Genomic DNA, 25570 nt, shown 5'->3' on the forward strand with positions numbered 1-25570 from the left:
AAAAATTTCCTATCTCACACTTTTTTTAAAAGGAGATCATACACATGAATCCAAAAGAAGAAATTTCAAAAAAAGAAAAGCAAGATCGTAATACGGTTGTCATGTGTGTTGCCGTATCTATGGTTATTATTATAAGTTGCGTAAATAAAATTTTAGGGATTTTATAAAATAAAAAAGCTGATTGCTTCTTAAGAAGCAATCAGCTTTTTTCATTATTAGGGGAGTATTCCTATATGATAAACCAAGGTAAAATTGCTAAACCAGAAGTTACAATTGCTGTAGTACATATTAAAAGCACAGCTCGTTTGTTTTGTTTCATGTCACATTCTCCTCTACATATCAATTGAATGCTATACGTTCATTTTGTGATTGGTGCTTTACTAATTAAAGTTTCACTTTATATTTTTAGTATAATGAATGGTAAGGATTGGTACGATCGATAAAGGTGACATGAAGATTACATTGTTGTAATGCAAAAAAACATCTTTCTTATTAAGAAAGATGTTTTTGGAAAACTACCCCGTAAAAGCCCGATTGGTTCAGCTAATACTCAGTGGGGGATGGAAAAATCTCCCACTTAGTAAAGTTTCACTTTATATTGAAGTATTAATCATTTAAGAACAGAACCATATGTTCCTCGTCCCAATATTGACCGTTATGTTTTAATGAACGTTCTTGTACGCCGTAAGTTTGGAAACCTAATGATTCATATAATTTTTTGGCACCAGCGTTACCAACTACAACATCGAGCATAAGTTGTTCTACATGTAATTTATCGGCATTTTCGATAATTGCTTTAATTAGAGCTCGTCCTGCTCCGAGACCACGTGCTTTTGGAGAAACAAAAACGGAGCCAATTTTTGCTTTATGTTCTTGTTTAATAAATGGTTTTGTTTCTAAAGTAGCGATACCAATTAAATCATTATCTTTGAAGACACCTAGAGTATACTTATCCGGATTGCTTAATCGTTTAGCCATAGCAGCTACAGGATCCTCATGTTTCAAAACATCTTCATAAGAAGAGCTAAAAGCTTCCGGATTTTTCGTTAAACCTTCCATACAAACTTTTAAATATATTTCTGCGTCCTCTGTTGTTAATAAGCGAATTTCCATAGTTGTAACCTCCCTGGTGGATTTCAAATAAATCCATTACTTTTATAAGATTGAGTATATGTTTTGTTAGTATTCTCTTTTAATTTGTAAAAGAATGAAAAGATATATGCTACAATGTTTTGTTTTAATTATGTAATGAAATTATATATTAACTTTGTTAACTATTCAAGTGTTTAATATGTTACATTTTTATAACTAAAATAAATCCTCGATTGAGGATTTATTTTTTAAACATTGGATTGATAGCCATCAATTCGTTTTGGATGTGTGTAAATATTACAAGATTCATTTCTAATAAACCCTACGACTGTAATGCCTAAATCATGGGCAAGTTGCAATGCCAGTTTTGTTGGAGCGGATTTAGATAGAACAATTTCACATCCGATTTTTGAAACTTTGAGTAAAATTTCGGATGAAATACGTCCGCTAAATGCGATGATTTTTCCTTTAATGGATATATCGTTACGCAAACAATGACCATATATTTTATCTAATGCATTATGTCTTCCAATATCCATTCTTGATAGGAGGATATTGTTTCGATCACATAGCGCGGTATTGTGAACACCGCCAGTTTGGCGAAATGTAGTAGAAGATTGTTGCAAGGTATTCATTAAATGAAAGCATTCTTCAGGAGTAATTTTTACATGTATATCATGTAAGTCTTTTGCTTTTGCTGCGTCGTTTACGAAAATAAAACCTTGTCTACCTTTTCCGCAGCAAGAAGTGATGTATCGTTTATTATATAAAGTTTGATAGAGCGGATTCACTTTTGATGATTTTACATGGACAATTCCGTTATCTTTTTGAACCCATAGTTCTTCAACATCTTTATAGGAAGAAATAATCCCCTCAGAAATTAAAAAACCAATTACCATATCTTCAATATAATTTGGTGTGCATACGACTGTTACATATTCTTCACCATTCAATTTAATAGTAATAGGAGATTCTGTGACAATCTCATCAAGTTGTTTTGAAAATGTACCAGATTGATAACGTACAATTGTATAAGTCTCTTGCGTAGGCCCCATATTTAATTCCCCTTTTATATGTATTTCTCTCCCACATTTATCATAAAACAATGGAAAAAATAAAAACACCTATTAACAAGAAGATCACAGATTATTTTGGTTATTATTGTATATGTACGATATAATAGAACTGTAGAATAGTGATATTTTCAAGCTTTCGTAGTTATACCTTATAACATCTAGAATCGACTTCATAAGAAAGTATTTGGGTAGAGCGTTTCAAAAATATGTACAGTAATGCGATTTTGAAAACGGATTCATAATTGTGTTGTACAGTTGGTTGTAAGGAGAGGGGAAACTATGGCAGAACAGACAGTCCGTGTAACCGTCGATGGTAAAGAATTTTCTGCATCAGGTGAAAAGACGATACTACAATTATTTAACGAGAGTAATTTGGAACATCCTCAAATTTGTCATGTACCAGAAGTAGATCCAATTCAAACTTGTGATACGTGTATTGTAGAAGTAAATGGAAAGTTATTGCGTGCTTGTTCAACGAAATTAGAGAACGGTATGCATATCGAAAGACAGTCCCAGCGTGCAAAAGAGGCACAGACTGAGGCAATGGATCGAATATTAGAGAATCATCTATTGTATTGTACCGTTTGTGATAACAATAATGGTAACTGTAAAGTCCATAATACAGTACATATGATGGGAATTGAGGAACAGAAATATCCGTATGAGCCAAAAGTAAGTGCGTGTGAAGTGGATATGTCACATCCATTTTATCGATATGATCCAAATCAATGTATTGCTTGTGGGCAGTGTGTAGAAGTATGTCAAAACTTACAAGTGAATGAAACTATATCAATTGATTGGAGCTTAGACCGTCCACGTGTTATATGGGACAATGGTGTAAGTATAAATGACTCATCTTGTGTAAGTTGTGGGCAGTGTGTAACAGTATGTCCATGTAATGCGTTAATGGAAAAAACAATGCTGGGTGAAGCTGGATTCATGACAGGATTGAAACCGGATGTGTTAGATCCGATGATTGATTTTGTAAAGGATGTAGAGCCGGGATATAGTAGTATTTTAGCAGTTTCAGAAGTAGAGGCTGCGATGCGTAAGACGAAAGTGAATAAAACAAAAACAGTTTGTACATTTTGTGGTGTAGGTTGTTCATTTGAAGTATGGACGAAAGACCGCCACATTTTGAAAGTGCAGCCTGTTTCAGATGCGCCGGTTAACGGTATTTCCACATGTGTAAAAGGCAAATTTGGATGGGATTTTGTAAACAGTGAAGATCGTATTACAAAGCCATTAATTCGCCAAGGAGATATGTTTGTTGAAGCTTCATGGGAAGAGGCTCTGGAAGTTGTTGCATCCAATATGCAGCATATTAAATCAGAATATGGAAGTGATGCATTTGGGTTTATTTCTTCTTCGAAAGTAACGAATGAAGAAAATTATCTTATGCAAAAACTAGCCCGTCAAATATATGGAACGAATAATGTAGACAACTGTTCCCGTTATTGTCAATCTCCAGCAACAGACGGTTTATTTAAAACTGTCGGTATGGGCGGGGACGCTGGAACAGTGAAAGATATTGCGGAAGCAGGCCTTGTCATTATCGTTGGAGCAAATCCAACAGAAGGACATCCTGTACTTGCAACGCGTGTAAAACGTGCTCATAAATTACATGACCAAAAATTAATTGTGGCAGACCTTCGTAAACATGAAATGGCAGAGCGTGCGGATTTATTCATTCATCCGCGCCAAGGAACTGATTACGTATGGCTCGCTGGTATTACGAAATATATTATTGATCAAGATTGGCACGATAAAAAGTTCATAGCTGAAAATGTGAAGAATTTTGATGAATATAGCAAAATGGTAGAAAAGTATACGCTTGATTATACAGAAGAAATTACGGGGATTTCGAAAGAAAATCTGAAAGAAATGGCTCGTATGGTATATGAAGCAGATGGTACTTGTGTACTTTGGGGAATGGGTGTAACTCAAAATACTGGAGGAAGTACAACTTCAGCAGCAATTTCAAATCTATTGCTTGTTACGGGTAACTATCGTCGTCCTGGTGCAGGAGCATATCCATTACGCGGACATAATAACGTACAAGGCGCTTGTGATATGGCAACATTACCAAACTGGCTTCCAGGTTACCAAGCAGTTTCAGATGATGCGCTCCGTGCGAAATTTGAAAAAGCATACGGTACTACAATTCCGAAAGCACCAGGCTTAAATAATATTGCAATGTTACTGGCGGCAGATGAAGGGAAACTGCGTGGTATGTATGTTATGGGTGAAGAAATGGCTTTAGTAGATTCGAATGCCAACCATGTACAACATATTTTAGCGAATTTAGATTTCCTTGTTGTTCAAGATATGTTCTTATCGAAAACAGCTCGTTTTGCTGATGTTATTTTACCGGCAGCACCAAGCTTAGAAAAAGAGGGAACATTTACGAATACAGAGCGCCGTATTCAAAGATTATATGAAGTATTGAAGCCGCTTGGTGATTCAAAGCCAGACTGGTGGATTTTACAAAAAGTAGCTCGTGCACTTGGCGGGGACTGGAATTATGAAAGTCCAAGTGAAATCATGGATGAAATCGCATCGCTTGCACCTTTATATTCTCAGGCAACATACGATCGTTTAGAAGGATGGAATAGTTTATGTTGGGGTAGCCATGATGGCAGTGATACACCGCTATTATATGTGGACGGATTTAACTTCCCGGATAAACTAGCTCGTCTATCATTAGATGAATGGGTACCACCAGTTGTAGCACCAGATGAGTATGATTTACTTTTAAATAATGGTCGTATGTTAGAACATTTCCATGAAGGGAATATGACGAATAAATCGGCTGGTATTTTATCTAAAGTATCTGAAGTGTTCGTTGAAATCTCGCCTGAACTTGCCCTAGAGCGCAATGTGAAAGATGGTGGTCTTGTAGAATTAGCATCACCATTTGGGAAAATTAAAGTACAGGCACTTGTTACAGATCGTGTAACGGGGAAAGAGCTATATTTACCGATGCATGCAACGGTAAATGAAGAGGCAATCAATATTTTAACTGGAACGGCGACAGATCTTTATACATGTACACCAGCGTACAAACAAACGATGGTAAAGATGCGTGTACTACGTGAAAAAGGGAATCGTCCGTTACCATCTTCAAACCCGAGAGATAAAAAGCGTAATCCGCAAAACGGTGTTGAAATCGAGCAAAAATGGCAAAGAAAACAATACGTATCACTTGTGGACTAGGGGGCGGAGATAGTGGCGAAAGAAATTACTGTAATTAAAAAGAAAGTTGTAACAGAGGAAGAACAGAAACAGCAAGTAGCAGATGAACTTCTAAATGAGCTATCTAATAATCGTGAAGCAGTAGAAGAAACGATGCAGCTTTTAGCACAGTTGCAGAAGGCTGGTATATTAGATGCGGCAATTAGTTTACTTGCTGCGAAGGAAGATGTTTCAAAAATCGCTGTGGAGCAATTAAATCGTGAACCCGTTAAAAATGCGTTAAATAATATGATGGGGGCAGGAGAAGCGTTATCTTCAGTTGACCCAGAAATAACGAAGCAAATTACGTCAAGTTTAGTTACAGGATTGCAATTTGCAACAGATGAATTAAATTGTGGTAAAAAAACAAAAGTGATGGATTTCTTTAAAGTATTAAAAGATCCAGATATCAATAGAGCTATTACATTCGGTTTTAGCTTCTTGAAAGCATTTGGACAAGGGCTAGAGAAAAAATAGAATAAATGAAAAAGTGATGGGAAGTAGCCATCACTTTTTTCATTATATGTATAAGAGTGTTCATGTTAAGCGGAATATATTATTATTAAAAAGATGGATTAGAACTGGAAATATGGAATCCATCTCAAATACCGTTTTAGAATTTGGAGGAGTATATGCAACACCGTAAAAAACTATCTATACCAGGAGTAATGAGACATTCCTTTCAAACAGTTAAATTTGCTTTTTGGAATGTATTAACTTTTCAACTTGCTTATAAATTATTAGCAGCGATTGTGTTTGTTCCACTATTTGGAATCATTTTTAATAAATTATTGTATTTTGGTGGTTATGCAAATGCGACAAATGATGAATTATTAGCGTTTTTAAAGACGCCTTATGGCATCTTAGCAATCGTAATTTTGTCATTGTTAGCACTGTTTCTTATCTTTACAGAATTTGCGGTGCTTATTATTATTTCGTATTTCGCTCATAAAAGACAGAAGGTGAAATTACGTCCGATTTTATATAAAACGGTAACGTATTTACCTACTCTTTTCACATATTGCTTACCAGGATTTATTTTATATGCTGTCGTATTGTTGCCTCTTTTAAATATGGGATATGAAACGGCATTAATCCCGCAAATTCAAATTCCTAACTTCATTACAGGAGAACTGTTTAAGACAACGATGGGACAAGTTGGTTATTACACGTTCTTTGCTGTAGTCGCGTATATAAATCTTCGATGGATTTTCGTTCTACCTATTGTTGTTTTAGAGCAAAAATCATTTCGCGTGGCAGCACGTAAAAGTGCAACTTTAGTAAAGGAAAGCTTTTTTAAAGTACTGCTCTTTTTAGTAGGATTTTTTATTTCAATTGGAATTGTATATGTCGTATTTTTGGGAATATATTTATTGTGCCTATGGGGTGTTTATGAATTTACAAATCCGAAAGGAACATTTGCATTATTAGCAGAATCAACGATTTCTGTATTTTTAACGAGTACATTGTATTTATTTAGTTTTATCGTGACGCCATTTTATATTATGGCGATTACGCGATTATACTTACAAAAGGTACCGGTTGAAGATGTTTTATTAGAAGAAGGATTAGATTATTCGAAAACGAAAGCAGATAAATGTTTCTTCCAAAAACATCGTTGGAAATTTATTGGCGTATATATTGTGGGGATTATTACTGCTGGAATGGTTGTTGCCTTCATTGTAACGTTTATTTCAAATTCGTATAAAGAACCAATTATTATGGCGCACCGCGGGTATATATCAAAAGGCGTAGAAAATACGAAAGAAGCTGTGCAAGGTGCTATTGATGCAAAAGCAGACTACGCTGAAATAGATGTATTACAAACGAAAGACGGTGAACTAGCGGTTATACATGATTTGAAGCTGAAGCGTCTTGCCAATGCCAATGTGCATGTGTCAGATTTAACGATGGCTGAGTTAAGGCAGCTTACCCTTAGTCAAGATGGACTTTCAGGACAAATAAGTACACTTGATGAAATCATTAAGCTAGCAAATGGCAAAATCAAACTTAATATAGAAGTGAAGCTTCATGGGGGCGAAAAAGATTTTGTAAACAAAGTCTTAAAAACGATTAAAGATAATGAATTTGAGAAGCAATGTGTAATTCAAACGTTACACTATCCACTTATTAAAGAGTTTAAACGTGCAAATCCAGATATAAAAGTAGGGTATATATTGTATGCAAGTAGAGCTAACTTAAAGAATGTGAAGGCTGACTTTTACGTAGCAGAAGAATATATGTTAAATAAGAAATTAGTAAAAGAAGCAAGGAAGTTAAACAAACCAATTTACGTATGGACAGTAAATGATATGGAAAATTTAAAGGCATATTATAAGTTAAACGTAGATGGTATCATAACCGATTATCCTGAAGATGCACGTGAAACAATTAAGATGTTAAAAGAGCAAGAAGCGGAAGAAAGTGATCTGTTTGATAAAATTACTGAAACGACAGATGATTTATTTTCTAAGTTATTTATAAGTTACCCAGCTGCTAGCTAAATGCTAGCAGCTGTTTTTTTGTGAAAAGAATATATCTCTAAAGTATTGAGTAAAGTAATAACTGTATATGTATACGTTATCGCTTAGGTTTCTTACATTGTTACATTATTGTAAAATAATAAATGATTGCTGTTTATTTTGAAATAGTATAATAAAAATAGAGTGAAAGATAATGGAATGACACAAAACCCCTAATAGAATCAATGTTTTTTATATTTACACTATTCTAAATATAAAAACTTTAGGAAAATGGTATGTTAGCGTTTTCATAACTTTTAAGTTATGCTAGAATAAGGACATAAGTTATTAATTATTACAAAAAGAAAAAAGAATCTCTTTTTTCTGTTAATTATAAGGGGGCATTTCATTATGCGTATTGGGGTACCAGCAGAAATTAAAAACAACGAAAACCGTGTGGCAATGACACCAGCAGGTGTTGTACATTTAATTCGTAACAATCACGAAGTATTCATTCAAAAGGGTGCAGGTTTAGGATCTGGTTTCACAGACGCTCAGTATGTTGAAGCGGGAGCAAAAATTGTTGATACAGCTGAAGAAGCTTGGAACATGGAAATGGTTATGAAAGTTAAGGAACCAATTGAAAGCGAATACAAACACTTCAGTGAAGGCTTAATCTTGTTCACATACTTACACTTAGCTCCAGAGCCAGAATTAACAAAAGCTTTAATCGAGAAAAAAGTTGTTTCTATCGCATATGAAACAGTACAATTAGAAAACCGTTCATTACCATTACTTGCACCTATGAGTGAAGTAGCTGGTCGTATGGCTGCACAAATTGGTGCACAATTCCTTGAGAAAAACAAAGGCGGTAAAGGTATCTTACTTGCAGGTGTTCCAGGGGTTAAACGTGGTAAAGTAACAATCATCGGTGGTGGACAAGCTGGTACAAATGCTGCTAAAATTGCAGTTGGACTAGGTGCGGATGTAACAATCATCGACTTAAGCGCAGAACGTCTTCGTCAATTAGATGACATTTTCGGAAACCAAGTAAAAACTTTAATGTCTAATCCTTACAATATTGCAGAAGCTGTTAAAGAGTCTGATCTTGTAATCGGTGCAGTATTAATCCCAGGTGCAAAAGCTCCAAAACTTGTAACAGAAGAAATGATTAAATCAATGGAACCAGGTTCTGTTGTTGTAGATATCGCGATTGACCAAGGTGGTATTTTCGAAACAACTGACCGTATTACAACTCATGATAACCCAACTTACGAAAAACACGGCGTTGTTCATTATGCAGTTGCAAACATGCCAGGTGCGGTTCCACGTACATCAACTCTTGCATTAACAAACGTAACAGTACCATATGCAGTACAAATTGCTAACAAAGGCTACAAAGAAGCTTGCCTAGGTAACTCTGCATTACTAAAAGGTATTAACACATTAGATGGCTATGTAACATTCGAAGCAGTTGCAGAAGCTCACGGTGTAGAGTACAAAGGTGCTAAAGAATTATTAGAAGCAAAGACAGTATCTTGCTAATAGAAGCATTATACAAAACAAAATCGAACAATATATAAAACAACATGATAAGAGCTAAGAGTGAAGATCTCTTAGCTCTTCTTGGCAAAAGGGGGCATACATCGTGGCCAACCTATTTAAAAAGAAATCCGTTACGCAATTGTTAGGGGAAAGTAAAAGTAAAACTTTGACGAAAACGCTAGGGGCATTTGACCTAACAATGCTAGGGATTGGTGCGATAATTGGTACAGGAGTTCTAGTATTAACTGGATTAGTAGCAGCAAGAGATGCTGGTCCAGCAGTTATTTTTTCATTTATGATTGCAGCAATTGTTTGTGGATTTGCAGCATTATGTTATGCAGAAGTTGCATCTACACTTCCTGTTTCAGGTAGTGTGTACACATATTCGTATGCAACAATTGGTGAGTTTGTTGCTCATTTAATGGGATGGACATTGTTATCCGTATATGTCGTAACGACTGCCGCAGTAGCTGGCGGATGGACGGGTTATTTCAATAATTTAGTGAGTGGGCTGGGACTTGAAATTCCGAAAGCGTTGCTAACGATTCCAGCGCAAGGTGGTATGGTAAACTTACCAGCAGTTATTGTTACGTTAGTGATAACTTGGTTATTATCACGAGGTACGAAAGAAAGTAAGCGTGTGAATAACATAATGGTATTAATTAAAATTGGTATTGTTGTTTTATTCATTGCAGTTGGTGTATTCTACGTGAAACCAGAAAACTGGATACCATTTGCACCTTACGGTTTAAGTGGAGTGTTCGCAGGGGGAGCAGCAGTATTCTTTGCTTTCTTAGGATTTGATGCATTAGCAACTTCTGCTGAAGAAGTAAAAAATCCGCAACGTGATCTACCAATTGGTATTATTGCTTCGTTAGTTATTTGTACAATTATTTATGTTGTAGTTTGTCTCGTTATGACAGGTATGGTTTCTTATAAGGAATTAGATGTACCTGAAGCTATGGCGTATGTGTTAGAAGTTGTAGGACAAGATAAAGTGGCTGGTGTAATTGCAATTGGAGCTGTAATTGGTATTATGGCTGTAATTTTCGCTTACATTTATGCGACAACACGTGTATTCTTCGCAATGAGCCGTGATGGTTTATTACCAAAATCTTTTGCGAAAATTAACAAGAAGACTGAAGCGCCAACATTTTCAGTTTGGTTAACAGGAATTGGTAGTGCTTTAATTGCTGGATTTATCGATTTAAAAGAATTGTCGAATTTAGCGAATATTGGAGCGTTATTAACATTCGCCATGGTTGGTGTAACTGTTATCATTCTTCGTAAAACGCATCCGAAATTACAACGTGGATTTATGGTACCACTTGTACCGATCTTACCGATTATTTCAATTGCATGTTGTCTATTCTTAATGGTAAATTTACCGTTAACAACATGGATATACTTTGGTATTTGGTTAGCAATTGGAGTAGTTGTATACTTTGTTTATTCGAAAAAACATAGTCATTTAAAAGACGATAGCAGTTCGCAGGATAATTTAGATCAAGCTAATTAAAGGGATATAACACAGTAAGCCTTGTGCGTCTAGGGAGCGCGCAAGGCTTTTTCTTTTGTTGAAATAAAGGGAACATATATTACTTTGTTGAATTTTTATGTCGGAATATGAAAAAAAGGGGTGTGCGACTTGTGCATCCTTTTTTGTATGAGAATATAGAGGATGCGGAAAATATGTATATGCCTTATTAAAATGTTCATAAAAAAATTCAGATTTCATTGACACATATGAGCAGGTGCTCATATAATAAGAGTATAAAATATATGAATGATTGTTCATATGTTCAATTAAAGAGGTGAGCTATAATGGCTGGAAATAAAGTAGAAACACCACAAGAGACATGTTCTCAAACGATAATTCATGAAGAAGTTGTTGAGCAAGTAAAACAAACAATTCCAACTGATGAAAGTTTAAGTAAAGTAGCAGAACTATTTAAAGTATTAGGTGACCGTACACGTACGAGAATATTACATGCGCTATTTGAAGCTGAGATGTGCGTTTGTGATTTAGCTTATTTATTAGGAATGACACAATCATCTATTTCGCATCAGCTTCGTGTGTTAAAGCAAGCGAAACTTGTAAAGAATCGTAAAGAAGGAAAGGTTGTTTATTATTCGTTAGCTGATCAGCACGTAATTCATATCTTCGAGCAAGCGTTTGAGCACGTAAACGAAGAAGAATAAAAAGAACGCGAGGAGGGAGAACGATGGCTGAAGCATTAGTGAAAAAGAAATTGATGTTAGAAGGTTTAGATTGTGCGAACTGTGCAATGAAAATTGAAAAAGGTGTTGGGAATATAGAAGGAGTAAATTCTTGCTCTGTAAACTTCGCAACAAAGACAATGATCTTAGAAACAGCACAAAATAAAGAAAACGAAGTTGTTACGGAAGCAAAACAACTCGTTACAAAATTAGAACCGCATATTAAAGTGCAAGAAGAACAAAAAAATAAAATTGCTAAAGAAGTATTTATATTAGAAGGTTTAGATTGCGCGAACTGTGCAATGAAAATTGAAAATAAAGTTAAGGAAATGCCAGCTGTCTCAGAAGCAACTGTTGATTTCGTATCGAAGAAACTACGAGTAGAAGTTGCGAATAAAAGAGAACTAGAAGCGACTGTAGCAAATATAACAAATGTCGTTCAAAAGTTAGAGCCAGATGTGAAAGTTGTTCGTGAAGAGAAGAACGGTCATGACCACGGACATAGTCACGATCATGGTGAAGCAAATGTGAAAAAGATGGTAGGGAGATTAGTGGTTGGCGGAATTTTGACGGCAATTGCTGCATTAGCGGGCTTACCACAAATGGTAACAATTCCGTTATTCGTCCTTGCTTATTTATTAATAGGTGGAGATATCGTTTGGAGAGCGGTAAAAAACATAACTCGTGGCCAAGTATTTGATGAAAACTTCTTAATGGCAATTGCAACTGTAGGAGCTTTTGCAATTCAGCAATATTCAGAAGCTGTAGCAGTAATGCTATTTTATCAAGTAGGAGAACTATTCCAAAGCATTGCGGTAAACCGCTCTCGAAAATCAATTACTTCATTAATGGATATTCGTCCTGATTATGCGAATGTAAAGGTTGGAAATGAAACGAAACAAGTATCACCAGAAGATGTACAAATTGGCGATTATATTATCGTTAAGCCAGGTGAGAAAGTACCATTAGATGGAAAAGTAATTGAAGGAACATCAATGGTAGATACTTCAGCATTAACTGGTGAATCTGTACCACGTGAAGTTGAAGTTGGAAATGATGTATTAAGTGGCTTTGTGAACCAAAACGGCGTGTTGACAATTGAAGTTACAAAAGAATTTGGTGAATCAACTGTATCGAAAATTTTAGATTTAGTTCAAAATGCAAGCAGTAAAAAAGCACCAACAGAAAACTTTATTACGAAGTTTGCGCGTTACTACACTCCAGTTGTAGTTATTACAGCGGCAATCATGGCGTTTATTCCACCGCTTATTTTAGAAGGGGCTACATTCTCTGAGTGGATTTATAGAGCTTTAGTGTTCTTAGTAATCTCTTGTCCATGTGCGTTAGTTGTATCCATTCCTCTTGGATTCTTTGGAGGTATCGGTGGTGCATCTAAAAGTGGTGTGTTAGTAAAAGGTAGTAACTATTTAGAAGCTTTAAATGATGTAAAATATATTGTTTTTGACAAAACAGGAACATTAACAAAAGGTGTTTTCAAAGTTACAAAAATGGAACCGAGCGAAGGTACTACAAGCGAAGAGTTATTAGAGTATGCGGCATTTGCTGAAGTGTATTCTAACCATCCAATTGCCCAATCTATTCGAAAGGCATATGGAAAATCAATTGATGAAAAAATAATCGATGATTATAACGAAATTTCTGGTCACGGTACAGTCGTAAAAGTACAAGGAAAAGAAATTTTTGCAGGTAATGCAAAATTAATGAGAAAAGAAAATATTGAATTTAAACAACCAGAAACAGTAGGTACATTAGTTCACGTTGCTATAGATGGAAAATATGCAGGTTATATTGTTATTTCTGATGAGGTAAAAGAGGATTCGAAACAAGCGATTCAAAAGTTAAAAGAACTAGGTATTAAAAAGACAGTAATGTTAACTGGTGATGCAAAAACAGTTGGTGAAGCTGTCGGTAAAGAATTAGGCTTAGATGAAGTTCATGCGGAATTACTACCGCAACAAAAAGTAGAAGAGATTGAAAAAATTGATGCAGCGAAGCATGGAAAAGAAAAAATTGCTTTCGTTGGTGACGGTATTAACGATACACCAGTATTAGCCCGTGCAGACGTTGGTATTGCGATGGGTGGTTTAGGATCAGATGCAGCAATTGAAGCGGCAGACATCGTTATTATGACTGATGAGCCTTCAAAAATTGCGACAGCTGTAAAAATTGCAAAACGCACAAGAAGTATAGTGTGGCAAAATATCATCTTTGCTTTAGGTGTAAAAGGGATCGTTCTATTACTTGGTGCCTTTGGTATTGCAACAATGTGGGAAGCTGTTTTCTCAGATGTTGGTGTGACACTACTTGCAGTGTTAAATGCAATGCGTGTATTACGAGTGAAAGATTTATAAAAAAGAGGACGCAACCTGCGTCCTCTTTTTTATTGGTTATTTTGTTGAAATTGATTTAATAAAATAATATCAAATATTATTTTACTTTTGAATAATATGATATTAAAATTTACAAATAAAAAACATTCGTCGTATTATTTTAATATATTTTTTACAAATATCCATATAGTATTGAAAAAACAGAGAAGGAGAAACTTCTCTGTTTACTTTTTTATGTTTTTTTCAACTTGTTCTCGAACAGTTTGAATGTAATTCATTTTATGATCCCAACATTCTTGGCTTAAATCGACAGGATACTCTTCGGGATTTAAAGTTCGCATGTATTCTTCCCAAAATAGAGCGAGACTCTGTTCATTATATTGTTGAATATCTAATATACTTGGTAGTTCATATGTTCTTTCACCGTTAACGAAAATGTCTTTATGGAGTTCACGGGCTTCAAAGTTTGTTACGAATTTACTTATATATGTGTGAACTGGATGGAACATTTTTAAGCGCTCTTCTTTTCCAGGTTCTTCAGAATCTAACGCAATATAATCGCCTTCTGCATGATCGTTAACCCGATTGATAATACGATAAATTCGTTTCAGTCCTGGAGTGGTAATTTTTTCAGGATTAGATGAAATTTTAATCGTATCATTTAATTTTCCGGCAGTATCTTCAATCGCAACTAGTTTGTAAACAGCCCCTAATGCAGGTTGCTCAAAGGACGTAATTAATTTTGTCCCAACACCCCATACGTCAATTTTTGCCCCTTGAGATTTAAGGTGCATAATTGTGTATTCATCTAAATCGCTAGAAGCGATAATTTTTGTATTTGTAAACCCTGATTCATCTAGTAGTTTTCGTGCCTTTTTCGATAAATAAGCCATATCACCACTATCAAGACGTATACCATAGAAATCAATACGATCCCCAAATTCTTTTGCAACACAAATTGCATTTGGAACACCAGATTTCAATGTGTCATATGTATCAACGAGAAAGACGCACTTCTTATGAGTTTCAGCGTATTTCTTAAACGCGACGTATTCATCGCGATATGCTTGAACGAAAGAGTGAGCGTGTGTGCCAGCTACAGGGATCCCGAAGCGTTTCCCAGCACGAACGTTGCTTGTAGAGGAGAAACCACCAATAAAGGCAGCGCGTGTCCCCCAAAGGGCGGCATCGAACTCATGGGCACGTCTTGTGCCGAACTCTAAAAGCTCATCATTACTTGCAGCATGTTTCATACGAGCAGCTTTTGTTGCAATTAATGTTTGGTAATTCACAATATTTAAGAGGGCGGTTTCAATAATTTGTGCTTCACCAAGTGGTGCATCAACGCGTAATAAAGGCTCGTTATTAAATACAACTTCACCTTCTTGCATACTACGAATCGTCCCAGTGAATTTCATATTTTGTAAATAATGAAGGAATTCTTCTTCAAATTGTAATTCTGCTAAATAAGCGATATCGCTTTCAGTAAAGCTGAAATTTTCTATGTACTCTACAATTTTCTCAAGGCCAGCAAAAACAGCATAACCGTTCTCGAATGGAAGCTTTCGAAAGTATAAATCAAACACGGAACGGCGATTATGAATACCATCTTTCCAATATGTATAAGCCATGTTGATTTGATATAGGTCTGTATGTAAGGCATAACTATCGTCTTTATAATGAGTCATCGCGAGAACACCTCCATAATTTGGTTATAGTATACCAATTTTTCACCATTCGTAGCAAAGAAGAGATATTGAAGTGAAGTCAAGAGAGAAAAAAATGAAATTATGCATATTTTTTAGAAAATTTATATTTATCAATTTATATTTCTCCAGATTTTATGTATTATTAGAGTAATGGGGTAATGAGAATGGAGGAGGACAATGCAACAAACATTAGAAAAAATAGGCAAACAAGTCTTTTACAAACGGCTTCAGCAAAAAATGACACAAGAAGAATTATGTCAGGGCATTTGTTCTGTCTCATACTTAAGTAAAATCGAAAATGGAAAGATCGAAGCATCAGAAGAAATTCTACAATTGCTCTGCACAAGGTTAGAAATTGCCGTGACGGATTTGAGGGATGTAGAAGAAGATGTGAAGGGGAAGTTGGATGAATGGCTGAATGCACTAGTTCATTTGGACAAGCCACAAGTAGAACGTATATATGAAGAGTTACAAGGTGAAATGAAGCATGTGTTGGATTTTGAAATTATAAATTATTATAAACTGCTGTATACGCGGTATTTAATTATGAAAAGGGATTTAGTAGCTCTTGAAGAAGAATTGGATAAGTTGAAAAAGGTGTATAAAAAATATTCACCATTTCAAAAAATGCTTTATACGTATAGTAGGGCGTTATTATATTCTTTACAGTATAAATATACACAGGCTTTGGAGTACTTACTGCAAACGGAAACCATGGCGAAGGAACTGGGCTATTATGAAACGGGGATATATTATAATTTAGCGCTCACATATAGTCAGATGGAAATAGACCACATGACTTTATACTTTGCTAATGTTGCGTTAGAAGGCTTTAAGAGTGAGTATAAGTTTAGAAATATAATTAATTGTAAATTTCTAATTGCATTTAGTTATACTCGAAAAAAACAATATAATGAAGCGATGGAAATCTATAATCATATTCTAAGAGAAGCAAATTCTTTTGCGGATAAAGATAATATTATGTCAATCGCTTTAAATAATATTGGTTATTTGTATTACCGTCAAAAGAATTATGTGAAGGCAAAAGAGTATTATATAGAATGTTTAAAGTATAAAAAAGAAGAGGATATGAATTATATTGATGCTATGTATGAACTATCCTTACAATGTATTCAATTGGGAGAATTTGAAGACGCGAAGAAATGGATTGAAAAAGGTATTTTTGCTGCAAAGAAAGCTGAAAGATACAAAGGAATGTTATATTTACTATTAAGTTTACAATATAAGTATTTTGAAAAAAGAGATACTTATAAAAGGTTTTTGGAAACAGAGGTAGTTCCTTTTTTTAAAGCTGAAAACAATATAAAAGATTTGAAAACTATATATTTAGAGTTGGCGGAGTACTTAGAAGAATGCGCAGATTTTAAAGAAAGTAATTATTATTATAAATTAGCAATAAAATTATTAGAAGAATAAAAAGGAGTGAGATTATGAAAAAGTTTATTGTAGGAACATTTGTAATTATGTCAATTGCGGCGATAGTATTAGATATTCAGTATGCTTGGAAACCAGATGTCCTTGGTCAAGAAGCTAAAACCGTTGAACAAATTAATTCATAATGAAGAAACCCCTTTCCAACCGGAAAGGGGTTTTTCAATATTTGTTCCTCAAAATTCTACAAAACTTGAGAAATAAATTAATTGAATTTTTAGTATATTAATAGTGAAAACATAATGCTAATATGAAACTACTCTTTTTCAAAAAAATTTTATTAGGGGGAAGGTTCATGAAAAAGAAAAGTTTAGCGTTAGTGTTAGCGACAGGAATGGCAGTTACAACGTTTGGAGGGACAGGCTCTGCATTTGCGGATTCTAAAAATGTACTCTCTACGAAGAAGTACAATGAGACAGTACAGTCACCTGAGTTTATTTCTGGTGATTTAACTGGAGCGACTGGTAAGAAAGCAGAATCTGTTGTGTTTGATTACTTAAACGCAGCAAAAGGTGATTACAAGCTAGGGGAAAAGAGTGCGCAAGATTCTTTCAAAGTGAAACAAGTGAAGAAAGATGCTGTAACTGATTCAACAGTAGTACGTATGCAACAAGTTTACGAAGGAGTACCTGTATGGGGTTCTACTCAAGTAGCTCACGTAAGTAAAGACGGTTCTTTAAAAGTATTGTCTGGAACAGTTGCACCTGATTTAGACAAGAAGGAAAAGTTGAAAAATAAAAATAAGATTGAAGGCGCAAAAGCGATTGAAATCGCGCAGCAAGACTTAGGGGTAACACCGAAATATGAGGTAGAACCAAAAGCGGACTTATATGTATATCAAAATGGTGAAGAAACAACATATGCATACGTTGTAAATCTAAACTTCTTAGATCCTAGTCCAGGAAACTACTACTATTTCATTGAAGCAGACAGCGGTAAAGTATTAAATAAATATAATAAATTGGATCATGTAGCAAATGAAGATAAGTCACCAGTTAAGCAAGAGGCTCCTAAACAGGATGCGAAAGCAGTAGTAAAACCTGTAACAGGAACAAATAAAGTAGGAACTGGTAAAGGTGTATTAGGAGATACGAAATCACTTAATACAACATTATCTGGTTCATCTTACTACTTACAAGATAATACGCGCGGAGCAACGATTTTCACATACGATGCGAAAAACCGCTCAACATTACCAGGAACATTATGGGCAGATGCAGATAATGTTTTCAATGCAGCGTATGATGCAGCGGCAGTAGATGCTCATTACTATGCAGGTAGAACATATGATTATTATAAAGCTACATTTAACAGAAACTCTATTAATGATGCAGGAGCACCATTAAAATCAACAGTTCATTACGGAAGTAAGTATAATAATGCATTCTGGAACGGTTCACAAATGGTATACGGGGATGGTGATGGTGTAACATTCACTTCATTATCTGGTGGAATTGACGTAATTGGTCACGAATTAACGCATGCTGTTACGGAAAATAGCTCGGACTTAATTTATCAAAATGAATCAGGGGCGTTAAATGAAGCGATTTCTGATATCTTTGGTACTTTAGTAGAATTCTATGATAACCGTAACCCAGATTGGGAGATTGGTGAAGATATTTACACGCCTGGTAAAGCAGGAGACGCGCTTCGCTCTATGAGTGATCCAGCGAAATATGGTGACCCAGACCACTATTCTAAGCGTTACACAGGTTCAAGTGATAACGGTGGCGTTCATACAAACAGTGGTATTATTAACAAACAAGCTTATTTATTAGCAAATGGTGGTACGCATTCTGGTGTAACTGTAACTGGTATTGGTAAAGATAAATTAGGTGCGATTTACTACCGTGCAAATACACAGTATTTCACGCAATCTACTACATTTAGTCAAGCTCGTGCTGGTGCAGTACAAGCTGCTGCGGATTTATATGGTGCTAGCTCTGCAGAAGTAAATGCAGTGAAGCAATCATTTAGTGCTGTTGGTGTAAATTAAGGATTTAAGGGACAGATATTAATAAAATACTTCAAAAATAAAGAAGGAGCATAGGCTCCTTCTTTATTTTTTTCTCCATTTTTTCCACAAATAAAACAATCCAATAGCGCCTGCGATTGTTACAATCCACTTCGCTTCATTTGTTCCGTTCATAACATGATATGCCGAATATACTTCAATCAATAAGGCCGGTATTTTACCTATTGTACTGGCAATACTGAAGGAGAGTAATGACATTTTCCCTAGAGCTGCAAATAAAGTCACGATACTTGATGGGATGAAAGGTATCAATCGAAACGATAGAACGAGTAGAAAGGCCTCTATACCTTCTACATAAAGAAGACGCTCTACCTTTGGGTACTTATTTACTTTATCGTGAGTGAACTTTTGAAGGCCTATGCGATAAATATAAAACGAGATAATAGCCCCTAAGGCCTCACCTGCGATCGAAATGATTGTGCCATTTGTTACACCGAAGAGCTGTATATTAATGGCGGTTAAAAAGATGCTAGGAATAACACCTAAAAGACTAATGATGATGTTAATTAAGATACTAAGTGGAATTGCGATTGAATAGTATTCTGTTAAGAAATTTTGAATCGTTTCAGCCATTGTTTAAAATCCTTTATCTTTTTTTGCATTACACCATATTTCGTTTGTATAGGCAAGGGTAAATTTACATAATGTAGAAAAACGTTGATAAGAAGTGGTCTTTATACCTTATATGGGTATTAGGTATATAAAAATGGGGGTATTTTAAAAAAATTAAAAAACACTATAAAAACCTTTGTATAAAAGAGTTTTATAGTTATGTTATCAGTGTTTTCATCTGGGAAATAATCATAAAATATAGGGGGTATATATTATAAAAAGTCGAAAAATAGAGGGTTGATGAAATTGCGCGGGTAAATATGGAAAAATAGATGAAAAAAATGAAAACTGATAGATTTTTTCGTTGTGAAATTGACTTTTAGTGAAGTTGCGATAATAATCATGAAAGAGGTGATATGATGAAACGAATAAGTAGTCTTTTCTTGAGTGGTTTATTGGCACTAATGCTGATCTTAAGTGGATGTGCAGGAAAAGAACAAAAAACAGAGAAACAAACAGGGAATCAATCGACATCAGTAGAAAAAATTAGTGATAATATTTTAGATGAAATGGAAGGGCCACCTAAAAATGGTCATACGATTGAAAGACATGTAGGCAAATCAGAAGAAGATTTGAAGAATCGCTTGAAGACAGATAAAGTATCAGCAGCAAGTACATACTATGACAAGGAAACAGCAACGAAAGCTGTAAAAGATAGTTTGAAGCAGCATGATAAGGAAATTCAAGACTGGTTAAAAAATTCTAAAGAGGCTCGTCTCGTATTAAATACAACACATTCATTCCCGGTTGGAAAAACGGTAATAAAGAAAAATATGAGTGTAAAAGACAAGTTGGTAAAAACTGTTACTGTTTTAGCAAGAGATAAGTCAGGAGAATTAGGGTTTAAGATTATTACTTCTTATCCATCTGATAAATAAGAAGGGGGAGTACATTATGTATACGACATTACAATACTTTCTTAAATCGTACTGTACGTTAAGTATTCATGAGGATGAAATAGTAAGCGTGATGGAAGAGTTTATTGAACAAGAAGACGAAGAAATTGTTTTGAAATTACGTGATGAATTAATAAATATGAAGAAAAAGAACGCGTGGGAAGAGGCGTGTGTATTAGCTGCGAAGCAAGGCAATCGTATGTGGTCTTTAGAAGAAACGAAAGACCATCTTGAAACTTTTTTACTATTACTGCAAAAGAAAAAGGCGTGATATAATCACGCCTTTTTCTTTATGCTATTCGGTGGATATTAGCTATTCTTTTGGAGCGCTTTTATATACGCTTTTTGAAATTTGTCCATTTGATATTACTTCCCCGTTTTGTGTTACTTTTTTATACGTAACCGCTGTGATTTTATCACTAGTCCTACTAATTACTTGAGAAGAAACTTCAACATTTTTACCAGTATTTGTACCGAAAATGCGTGTAGTAATACTACCTCCATTTGAAAATGCTTGAATATAAATATGATTGCCCGTATTATTTTTAAATTTTAAATCTGGACCATAATCTGCTACTGCTGCATCTTGCCCAAGTGGTAAATAATTTACCGGCATAGAATGATTGCTTCGAGAAACAATGCCTAAATCTGCCCTTAAAGCTGCGCTGTATAATGTACTACTGACTTGGCAAACTCCTCCGCCTGCACTTTGTATTACTTTACCTTGTGAATATACTGCTGCAGATTTGTAACCATGTGCAGCATCAGTTACGCCAACGCGGCCGTTAAAACTAAACGTTTCATCAGGTGCGACAATAACCCCACTTAAAGTATTGGCTGACTTATTTACGTTAAATGATTGATTTCCGTTACGGCCGGCCATTGGAGTAGAATATTCAGCGATGACTTCTTTAATCCCCATTTTCTGTATGTCTTCTGTAGAGCGTTCTGGTTTTATGAATGTGACTGGCAATGTGACATCTGATTTACCGGTAGTAATAGCTTCGTTTGTTAAACCGTTTAGTTTCCCTTTATCAATTTTTTCTCCGTTTTGGCTTTGACTAACATTTACTGTTGAGCCTTCAATACTGAATTCTGCATTAATAGGATTTTTTAATGTTTCATTATATTTATCTTTTATAAAGGTTTCATAAGCTGTTGCATTTAATTGTGGTGTTAATTTATAGTCACGTTTTAATTCACCGTTTTCAGCTTGCTTACGCATTTTGTAACGATTCATTACGTTTCCTTCTTGTTCTTTAAAGATTTTGTCAATAATATCTTTCTCTTTATAATTTATCCCTAAATCTTTCCATGTGTAAGTTTGTTTATCGTTTTGGAATATGTAGGTAAGGGATTTTTGATCTAATTCAGTTACCTTTTGATTAATAATTGCTTGAATATCTTTCTTATTTTTTCCATCGAGAGAAATACCTTCAAATGTAGTATTCGGTAATGCAGTAGTATCTAATTGATTATTTAATTTGGAGACATATTGATATCCCCCAACACCGCCTACACAAAGTAATATGCCCCCAGCAATTGCAGAACCGATCAGTATTTTACTTAGCTTCATTTATTTCCCCCCAGAAATTTATGTATAAATATATGTATTACATTTTTTGTATAAAAATGATGAAAATAACATTATGTACGTACTAGTATACTATTATTTTCACTGTGTGTGTAATGTTTTCATAAAAAATGTTACACCGCTGTAATAATTGTCACTTCTTGTCACAATGTGTATGAAAAATATGTTGAAAAATATAATAAAAAGGCTGTCTAGAGAAATCTAGCAGCCTTTTTATTATAATTTTTTATGCTCATTTTTATTCGTAACACCGAGATGTTCTTGTAGTTTTGTCGAAATATTATTGACGCTTTTTTCATTTGGAACGTAATAATAAATACCGCCTATATATTTATCTGTACCTTCTACTTGCATTTTTTCCATCTTTAAATTTGAATCCATTGAATTTTTTGTAATTGTCATCATATCATCAAAAGTTAAATTAGTTTTTAAGTCTTTATCGACAGCGTCTAGTAGGCCTCCGATTTTATTAATGGAATTAAGAGATAGTGCCTTTTCAGCAATGGCCTCTAATACAAGCTGTTGGCGTTGACCACGCATATAATCACTATCGATATGACGAGTTCTAGCCAGTGCCAGTGCCTCTTCTCCATTTAAATGTTGACGTCCTTTTTTTAGATGAATTGCATCTGCTTCATCTTTACTATTTTGCTCTGTGAACTCAACTGGAACGTCTACAGTAATACCACCAAGGGAATCAACAATTTTAATAAATGATTTAAAGTTGAATTTTACATAGTAGTCAACTGGAACATCTAAAAAGTTCTCTACCGTATCAATTGTGCTGTCTACACCACCGAATACGTGCGCATGTGTGATTTTATCGTATTTATCACGTGATTTAATGTAGACGCGTGAGTCACGTGGAATGCTTACAAGTTTAACGGATTTATCGTTTTTATTAATTGTTGCAAGTAATAACGCATCTGTTCGAGTTGCTTTTCCATAACCTTTTTCCCTAATATCACTTTCATCAACACCCATAATTAGTACAGAAATGTTGTCGGTCATAGGTTTAACAGCTTTTTCACGTTTACTGGACTTATCTCCTCGACCTAGTTCAGCATAAGCATTATTTAAGACGGACTTTGCTTTACTGTATATATGGAAGGAGTAGCCTCCTGCTCCAAGTGCTACAATTAGTAATGGAATAAGAAGGAACCAAAGTAGGCGTTTTTTCTTTGAGCGTCCTTTTCTGGCTCGCGTATTGTTGTTCGGGTCGGATTTCATCATTTTTTCTCCTTTAAAACTATCGAAGTATATACATTTAGAAGTGTATTCAAACACATAAAAAATATTTTACGCTAAATAAAAGCGATTGTACATGTATAAAAAATAGATGTCTTGATTATTTATCCCGCATTAACGGGCAGTAAAACTCCCACCTCAAAGTCCAGCGAACGCAAGGAAGTTAGGTGGGAGTTAACTGCCCGTAAAAGCCCGATTGGTGAAGGCTAATACTCAGAGGGGGATAGCCCCTCTGAGTAAAGTTTCACTTTATAAGACATCTATTCGTTATTGTATACAAAAGATAGGGATAAGAAAATGATAAAATTTTACCTAATTACAACATAATGCTTACGATAATTGCGGATAAAATGCTAACGAGAGTAGCTCCATATAGTAATTTAAGGCCAAACCTCGCAACAACGTTTCCTTGTTCTTCGTTTAGTCCTTTTACCGCACCTGAAATAATACCAATGGAAGAAAAATTGGCAAAAGACACAAGGAAAACAGAAATAATCCCAACTGTACGGGGAGAAAGGCTATTAGAAATTTTACTAAGGTCCATCATTGCGACAAATTCATTCGTTACAAGCTTCGTTGCCATAATGCTGCCAGCTGCGACAATTTCAGAACTTGGTACACCGATAAGGAATGCGATAGGTGCAAATACATAGCCGATTAATTGTTGGAACGTAATACCGAATATAATGAGGAACAGGTCATTAATACAACTAATTAATGCGACAAATCCGATGAGCATAGCGCCGACAACAATGGCTACACGAAAACCATCAAGAATGTATTCTCCAAGCATTTCAAAAAAGCTTTGTTTTTCACCTTTGATTTCTAAAATATCTTCGTCATCTTTAACGTCGTAAGGGTTAATGATGAGTACGATAATAAAACCGCTAAATAAATTGAGAACGAGTGCAGTTACTACATATTTAGGTTCAATCATTGTCATATAGGCACCTACGATAGACATAGATACGGTTGACATAGCAGAGGCACAAAGTGTATAAAGACGGTGTTTTGGAATTTGAGCTAATTGCTTTTTCACTGTAATAAAAACTTCTGATTGACCGACAATGGCAGAGGCAATAGCATTGTAAGATTCTAATTTCCCAAGACCATTTATTTTACTAAGAAAGTACCCGATCCAATGAATAAAAAATGGTAGTATTTTGAAATGTTGTAATATACCAATTAAAACAGAAATAAAGACGATTGGTAATAATACAGTAAGGAAAAATGGCATTTCACCTTTATTTGCAATACCACCAAATACGAAATTTATTCCATCAGCAGCATACTCGAGTAGCTTTGTAAACAGACTGGAAATGACACGAATAAGTATGAGACCGATTTCTGTATTTAATAATAGGTAGGTTAAAATTAACTGTATAATAAGCATGATGAAAATTGGTTTAAACTTAATATGTTTCTTATTGTTGCTAGCAATATAAGCGAGTAAGAAAACAACAATTAGTCCGACGAAAAAAGTAATGAATTTCATGATAAGCCCCCTAAAAGAGATATTCTGCTATATATGTTTTTCATTTCAAGGGAGAATATGCATCTTTGGTAAAGAAAGGAATAGAGAGAGTATGAATATATGTAGAGTGCATCACGTTGCAATTATTTGTTCGAATTATGAGAGGTCAAAGAATTTTTATACTAGAATATTAGGGTTTAAAGAGATAAATGAAGTATATAGAAAGGAACGAGATTCTTATAAATTAGATTTATGTGTAGGAGAAGAGTATCAAATCGAATTATTTTCATTTCCAAATCCGCCTGAGCGCAAAAGTTTTCCAGAAGCAGCCGGTCTTAGACATTTAGCATTTGCTGTTACAAATATAGAAGAAGCTGTGAAGCATTTAAACCAATGTGGTGTTAAGACAGAACCAATCCGTATTGATGAAATAACGGGGAAGAAATTCTTCTTTTTCCAAGACCCTGATGGTTTACCTTTAGAATTGTATGAGGTTTGAAAATTGGTGGATTTTATATAGAGTTGCTTTCCAATAATTGAAGAAACTAAAGTGAAACTTCTTTTTAAAAG

Annotated in this window: 21 protein-coding genes; 14 read left to right on the plus strand and 7 right to left on the minus strand. The window is 34.8% G+C overall.

The genetic code is table 11. The features are described from left to right. The first annotated feature begins 44 nt into the window (after positions 1–44). Positions 45–167, plus strand: a complete 123-nt coding sequence (locus tag CN409_RS32590) for a hypothetical protein (protein ID WP_001068392.1) — start codon at positions 45–47, stop codon at positions 165–167. A gap of 439 nt (positions 168–606) precedes the next feature. Here CN409_RS32590 and CN409_RS24340 read toward each other — a convergent pair whose 3' ends face one another. Continuing rightward, positions 607–1113, minus strand: a complete 507-nt coding sequence (locus CN409_RS24340) for a GNAT family N-acetyltransferase (protein ID WP_000405874.1) — start codon at positions 1111–1113, stop codon at positions 607–609. Between the two features lie 227 nt (positions 1114–1340). Continuing rightward, entirely contained in the window at positions 1341–2147 is an 807-nt protein-coding gene (fdhD, locus tag CN409_RS24345) for a formate dehydrogenase accessory sulfurtransferase FdhD (protein ID WP_000529230.1), read from the minus strand. A 300-nt stretch (positions 2148–2447) separates the two neighbouring features. Between fdhD and fdhF the strand changes: the two genes are divergently transcribed. From fdhF to CN409_RS24380, 7 genes are all read left to right on the plus strand, one after another. Further along, a complete protein-coding gene (fdhF, locus tag CN409_RS24350; RefSeq protein WP_000840671.1) occupies positions 2448–5384 on the plus strand; it encodes a formate dehydrogenase subunit alpha in 2937 nt (978 codons plus the stop codon). 12 nt (positions 5385–5396) lie between these two features. Beyond that, the gene (locus tag CN409_RS24355; protein WP_001040538.1) at positions 5397–5879 is read left to right on the plus strand and encodes a helical membrane plugin domain-containing protein; all 483 of its coding nucleotides are present in this window, start codon (positions 5397–5399) and stop codon (positions 5877–5879) included. 155 nt (positions 5880–6034) lie between these two features. Further along, positions 6035–7906 (plus strand): glycerophosphodiester phosphodiesterase, encoded by a 1872-nt coding sequence (locus tag CN409_RS24360; RefSeq protein WP_001164710.1) that lies wholly within the window; start codon positions 6035–6037, stop codon positions 7904–7906. A gap of 369 nt (positions 7907–8275) precedes the next feature. Beyond that, a complete protein-coding gene (ald, locus tag CN409_RS24365; RefSeq protein WP_001219743.1) occupies positions 8276–9409 on the plus strand; it encodes an alanine dehydrogenase in 1134 nt (377 codons plus the stop codon). A gap of 103 nt (positions 9410–9512) precedes the next feature. Next, the gene (locus CN409_RS24370) at positions 9513–10928 is read left to right on the plus strand and encodes an amino acid permease (RefSeq protein WP_001284899.1); all 1416 of its coding nucleotides are present in this window, start codon (positions 9513–9515) and stop codon (positions 10926–10928) included. A gap of 305 nt (positions 10929–11233) precedes the next feature. Then, positions 11234–11611, plus strand: coding sequence for an ArsR/SmtB family transcription factor (locus tag CN409_RS24375; protein ID WP_000918378.1), 378 nt, complete (start codon positions 11234–11236; stop codon positions 11609–11611). Between the two features lie 23 nt (positions 11612–11634). Beyond that, a complete protein-coding gene (locus CN409_RS24380; RefSeq protein WP_000796565.1) occupies positions 11635–14001 on the plus strand; it encodes a heavy metal translocating P-type ATPase in 2367 nt (788 codons plus the stop codon). 203 nt (positions 14002–14204) lie between these two features. Here CN409_RS24380 and CN409_RS24385 read toward each other — a convergent pair whose 3' ends face one another. After that, positions 14205–15668: a nicotinate phosphoribosyltransferase gene (locus tag CN409_RS24385; RefSeq protein ID WP_097981461.1), complete on the minus strand. Its 1464-nt coding sequence runs from the start codon at positions 15666–15668 to the stop codon at positions 14205–14207. A gap of 198 nt (positions 15669–15866) precedes the next feature. Here CN409_RS24385 and CN409_RS24390 point away from each other — a divergent pair, with 198 nt between their 5' ends. The 3 genes from CN409_RS24390 to CN409_RS24395 all read left to right on the plus strand — a co-directional run bounded on the left by CN409_RS24390 (position 15867) and on the right by CN409_RS24395 (position 19137). Then, on the plus strand, positions 15867–17126 hold the full coding sequence (locus CN409_RS24390; RefSeq protein ID WP_081143493.1) for a tetratricopeptide repeat protein: 1260 nt from the start codon (positions 15867–15869) through the stop codon (positions 17124–17126). 14 nt (positions 17127–17140) lie between these two features. Beyond that, positions 17141–17269 carry an NprX family peptide pheromone gene (locus CN409_RS31545; RefSeq protein WP_000713580.1) on the plus strand — a complete coding sequence of 43 codons (129 nt, stop codon included), beginning with the start codon at positions 17141–17143 and terminating at the stop codon, positions 17267–17269. Positions 17270–17436: 167 nt separating this feature from the next. Continuing rightward, entirely contained in the window at positions 17437–19137 is a 1701-nt protein-coding gene (locus CN409_RS24395) for a M4 family metallopeptidase (RefSeq protein ID WP_000730377.1), read from the plus strand. 63 nt (positions 19138–19200) lie between these two features. On the opposite strand, the gene CN409_RS24400 is transcribed toward CN409_RS24395, so the two are convergent. Beyond that, positions 19201–19749 carry a TVP38/TMEM64 family protein gene (locus tag CN409_RS24400; protein WP_000852229.1) on the minus strand — a complete coding sequence of 183 codons (549 nt, stop codon included), beginning with the start codon at positions 19747–19749 and terminating at the stop codon, positions 19201–19203. 398 nt (positions 19750–20147) lie between these two features. Between CN409_RS24400 and CN409_RS24405 the strand changes: the two genes are divergently transcribed. Further along, a complete protein-coding gene (locus CN409_RS24405; RefSeq protein ID WP_000822706.1) occupies positions 20148–20666 on the plus strand; it encodes an RNase A-like domain-containing lipoprotein in 519 nt (172 codons plus the stop codon). Positions 20667–20682: 16 nt separating this feature from the next. Continuing rightward, positions 20683–20955 (plus strand): hypothetical protein, encoded by a 273-nt coding sequence (locus CN409_RS24410; protein ID WP_000288803.1) that lies wholly within the window; start codon positions 20683–20685, stop codon positions 20953–20955. Positions 20956–20997: 42 nt separating this feature from the next. Here the strand turns inward: CN409_RS24410 and CN409_RS24415 are convergent, their stop codons facing one another. The 3 genes from CN409_RS24415 to CN409_RS24425 all read right to left on the minus strand — a co-directional run bounded on the left by CN409_RS24415 (position 20998) and on the right by CN409_RS24425 (position 25021). After that, positions 20998–22260, minus strand: coding sequence for a VanW family protein (locus CN409_RS24415; protein ID WP_000777351.1), 1263 nt, complete (start codon positions 22258–22260; stop codon positions 20998–21000). 234 nt (positions 22261–22494) lie between these two features. Further along, positions 22495–23511 (minus strand): LCP family protein, encoded by a 1017-nt coding sequence (locus CN409_RS24420; protein ID WP_002083775.1) that lies wholly within the window; start codon positions 23509–23511, stop codon positions 22495–22497. A gap of 331 nt (positions 23512–23842) precedes the next feature. After that, the gene (locus tag CN409_RS24425; RefSeq protein ID WP_000668872.1) at positions 23843–25021 is read right to left on the minus strand and encodes a NupC/NupG family nucleoside CNT transporter; all 1179 of its coding nucleotides are present in this window, start codon (positions 25019–25021) and stop codon (positions 23843–23845) included. A 91-nt stretch (positions 25022–25112) separates the two neighbouring features. Between CN409_RS24425 and gloA2 the strand changes: the two genes are divergently transcribed. Then, entirely contained in the window at positions 25113–25499 is a 387-nt protein-coding gene (gene gloA2, locus CN409_RS24430; protein WP_097981459.1) for an SMU1112c/YaeR family gloxylase I-like metalloprotein, read from the plus strand. Positions 25500–25570: the final 71 nt, after the last annotated feature.

Origin of the sequence: Bacillus sp. AFS012607 (genome assembly GCF_002558005.1) — a bacterium.
Classification (GTDB): Bacteria; Bacillota; Bacilli; order Bacillales; family Bacillaceae_G; genus Bacillus_A; species Bacillus_A thuringiensis_S.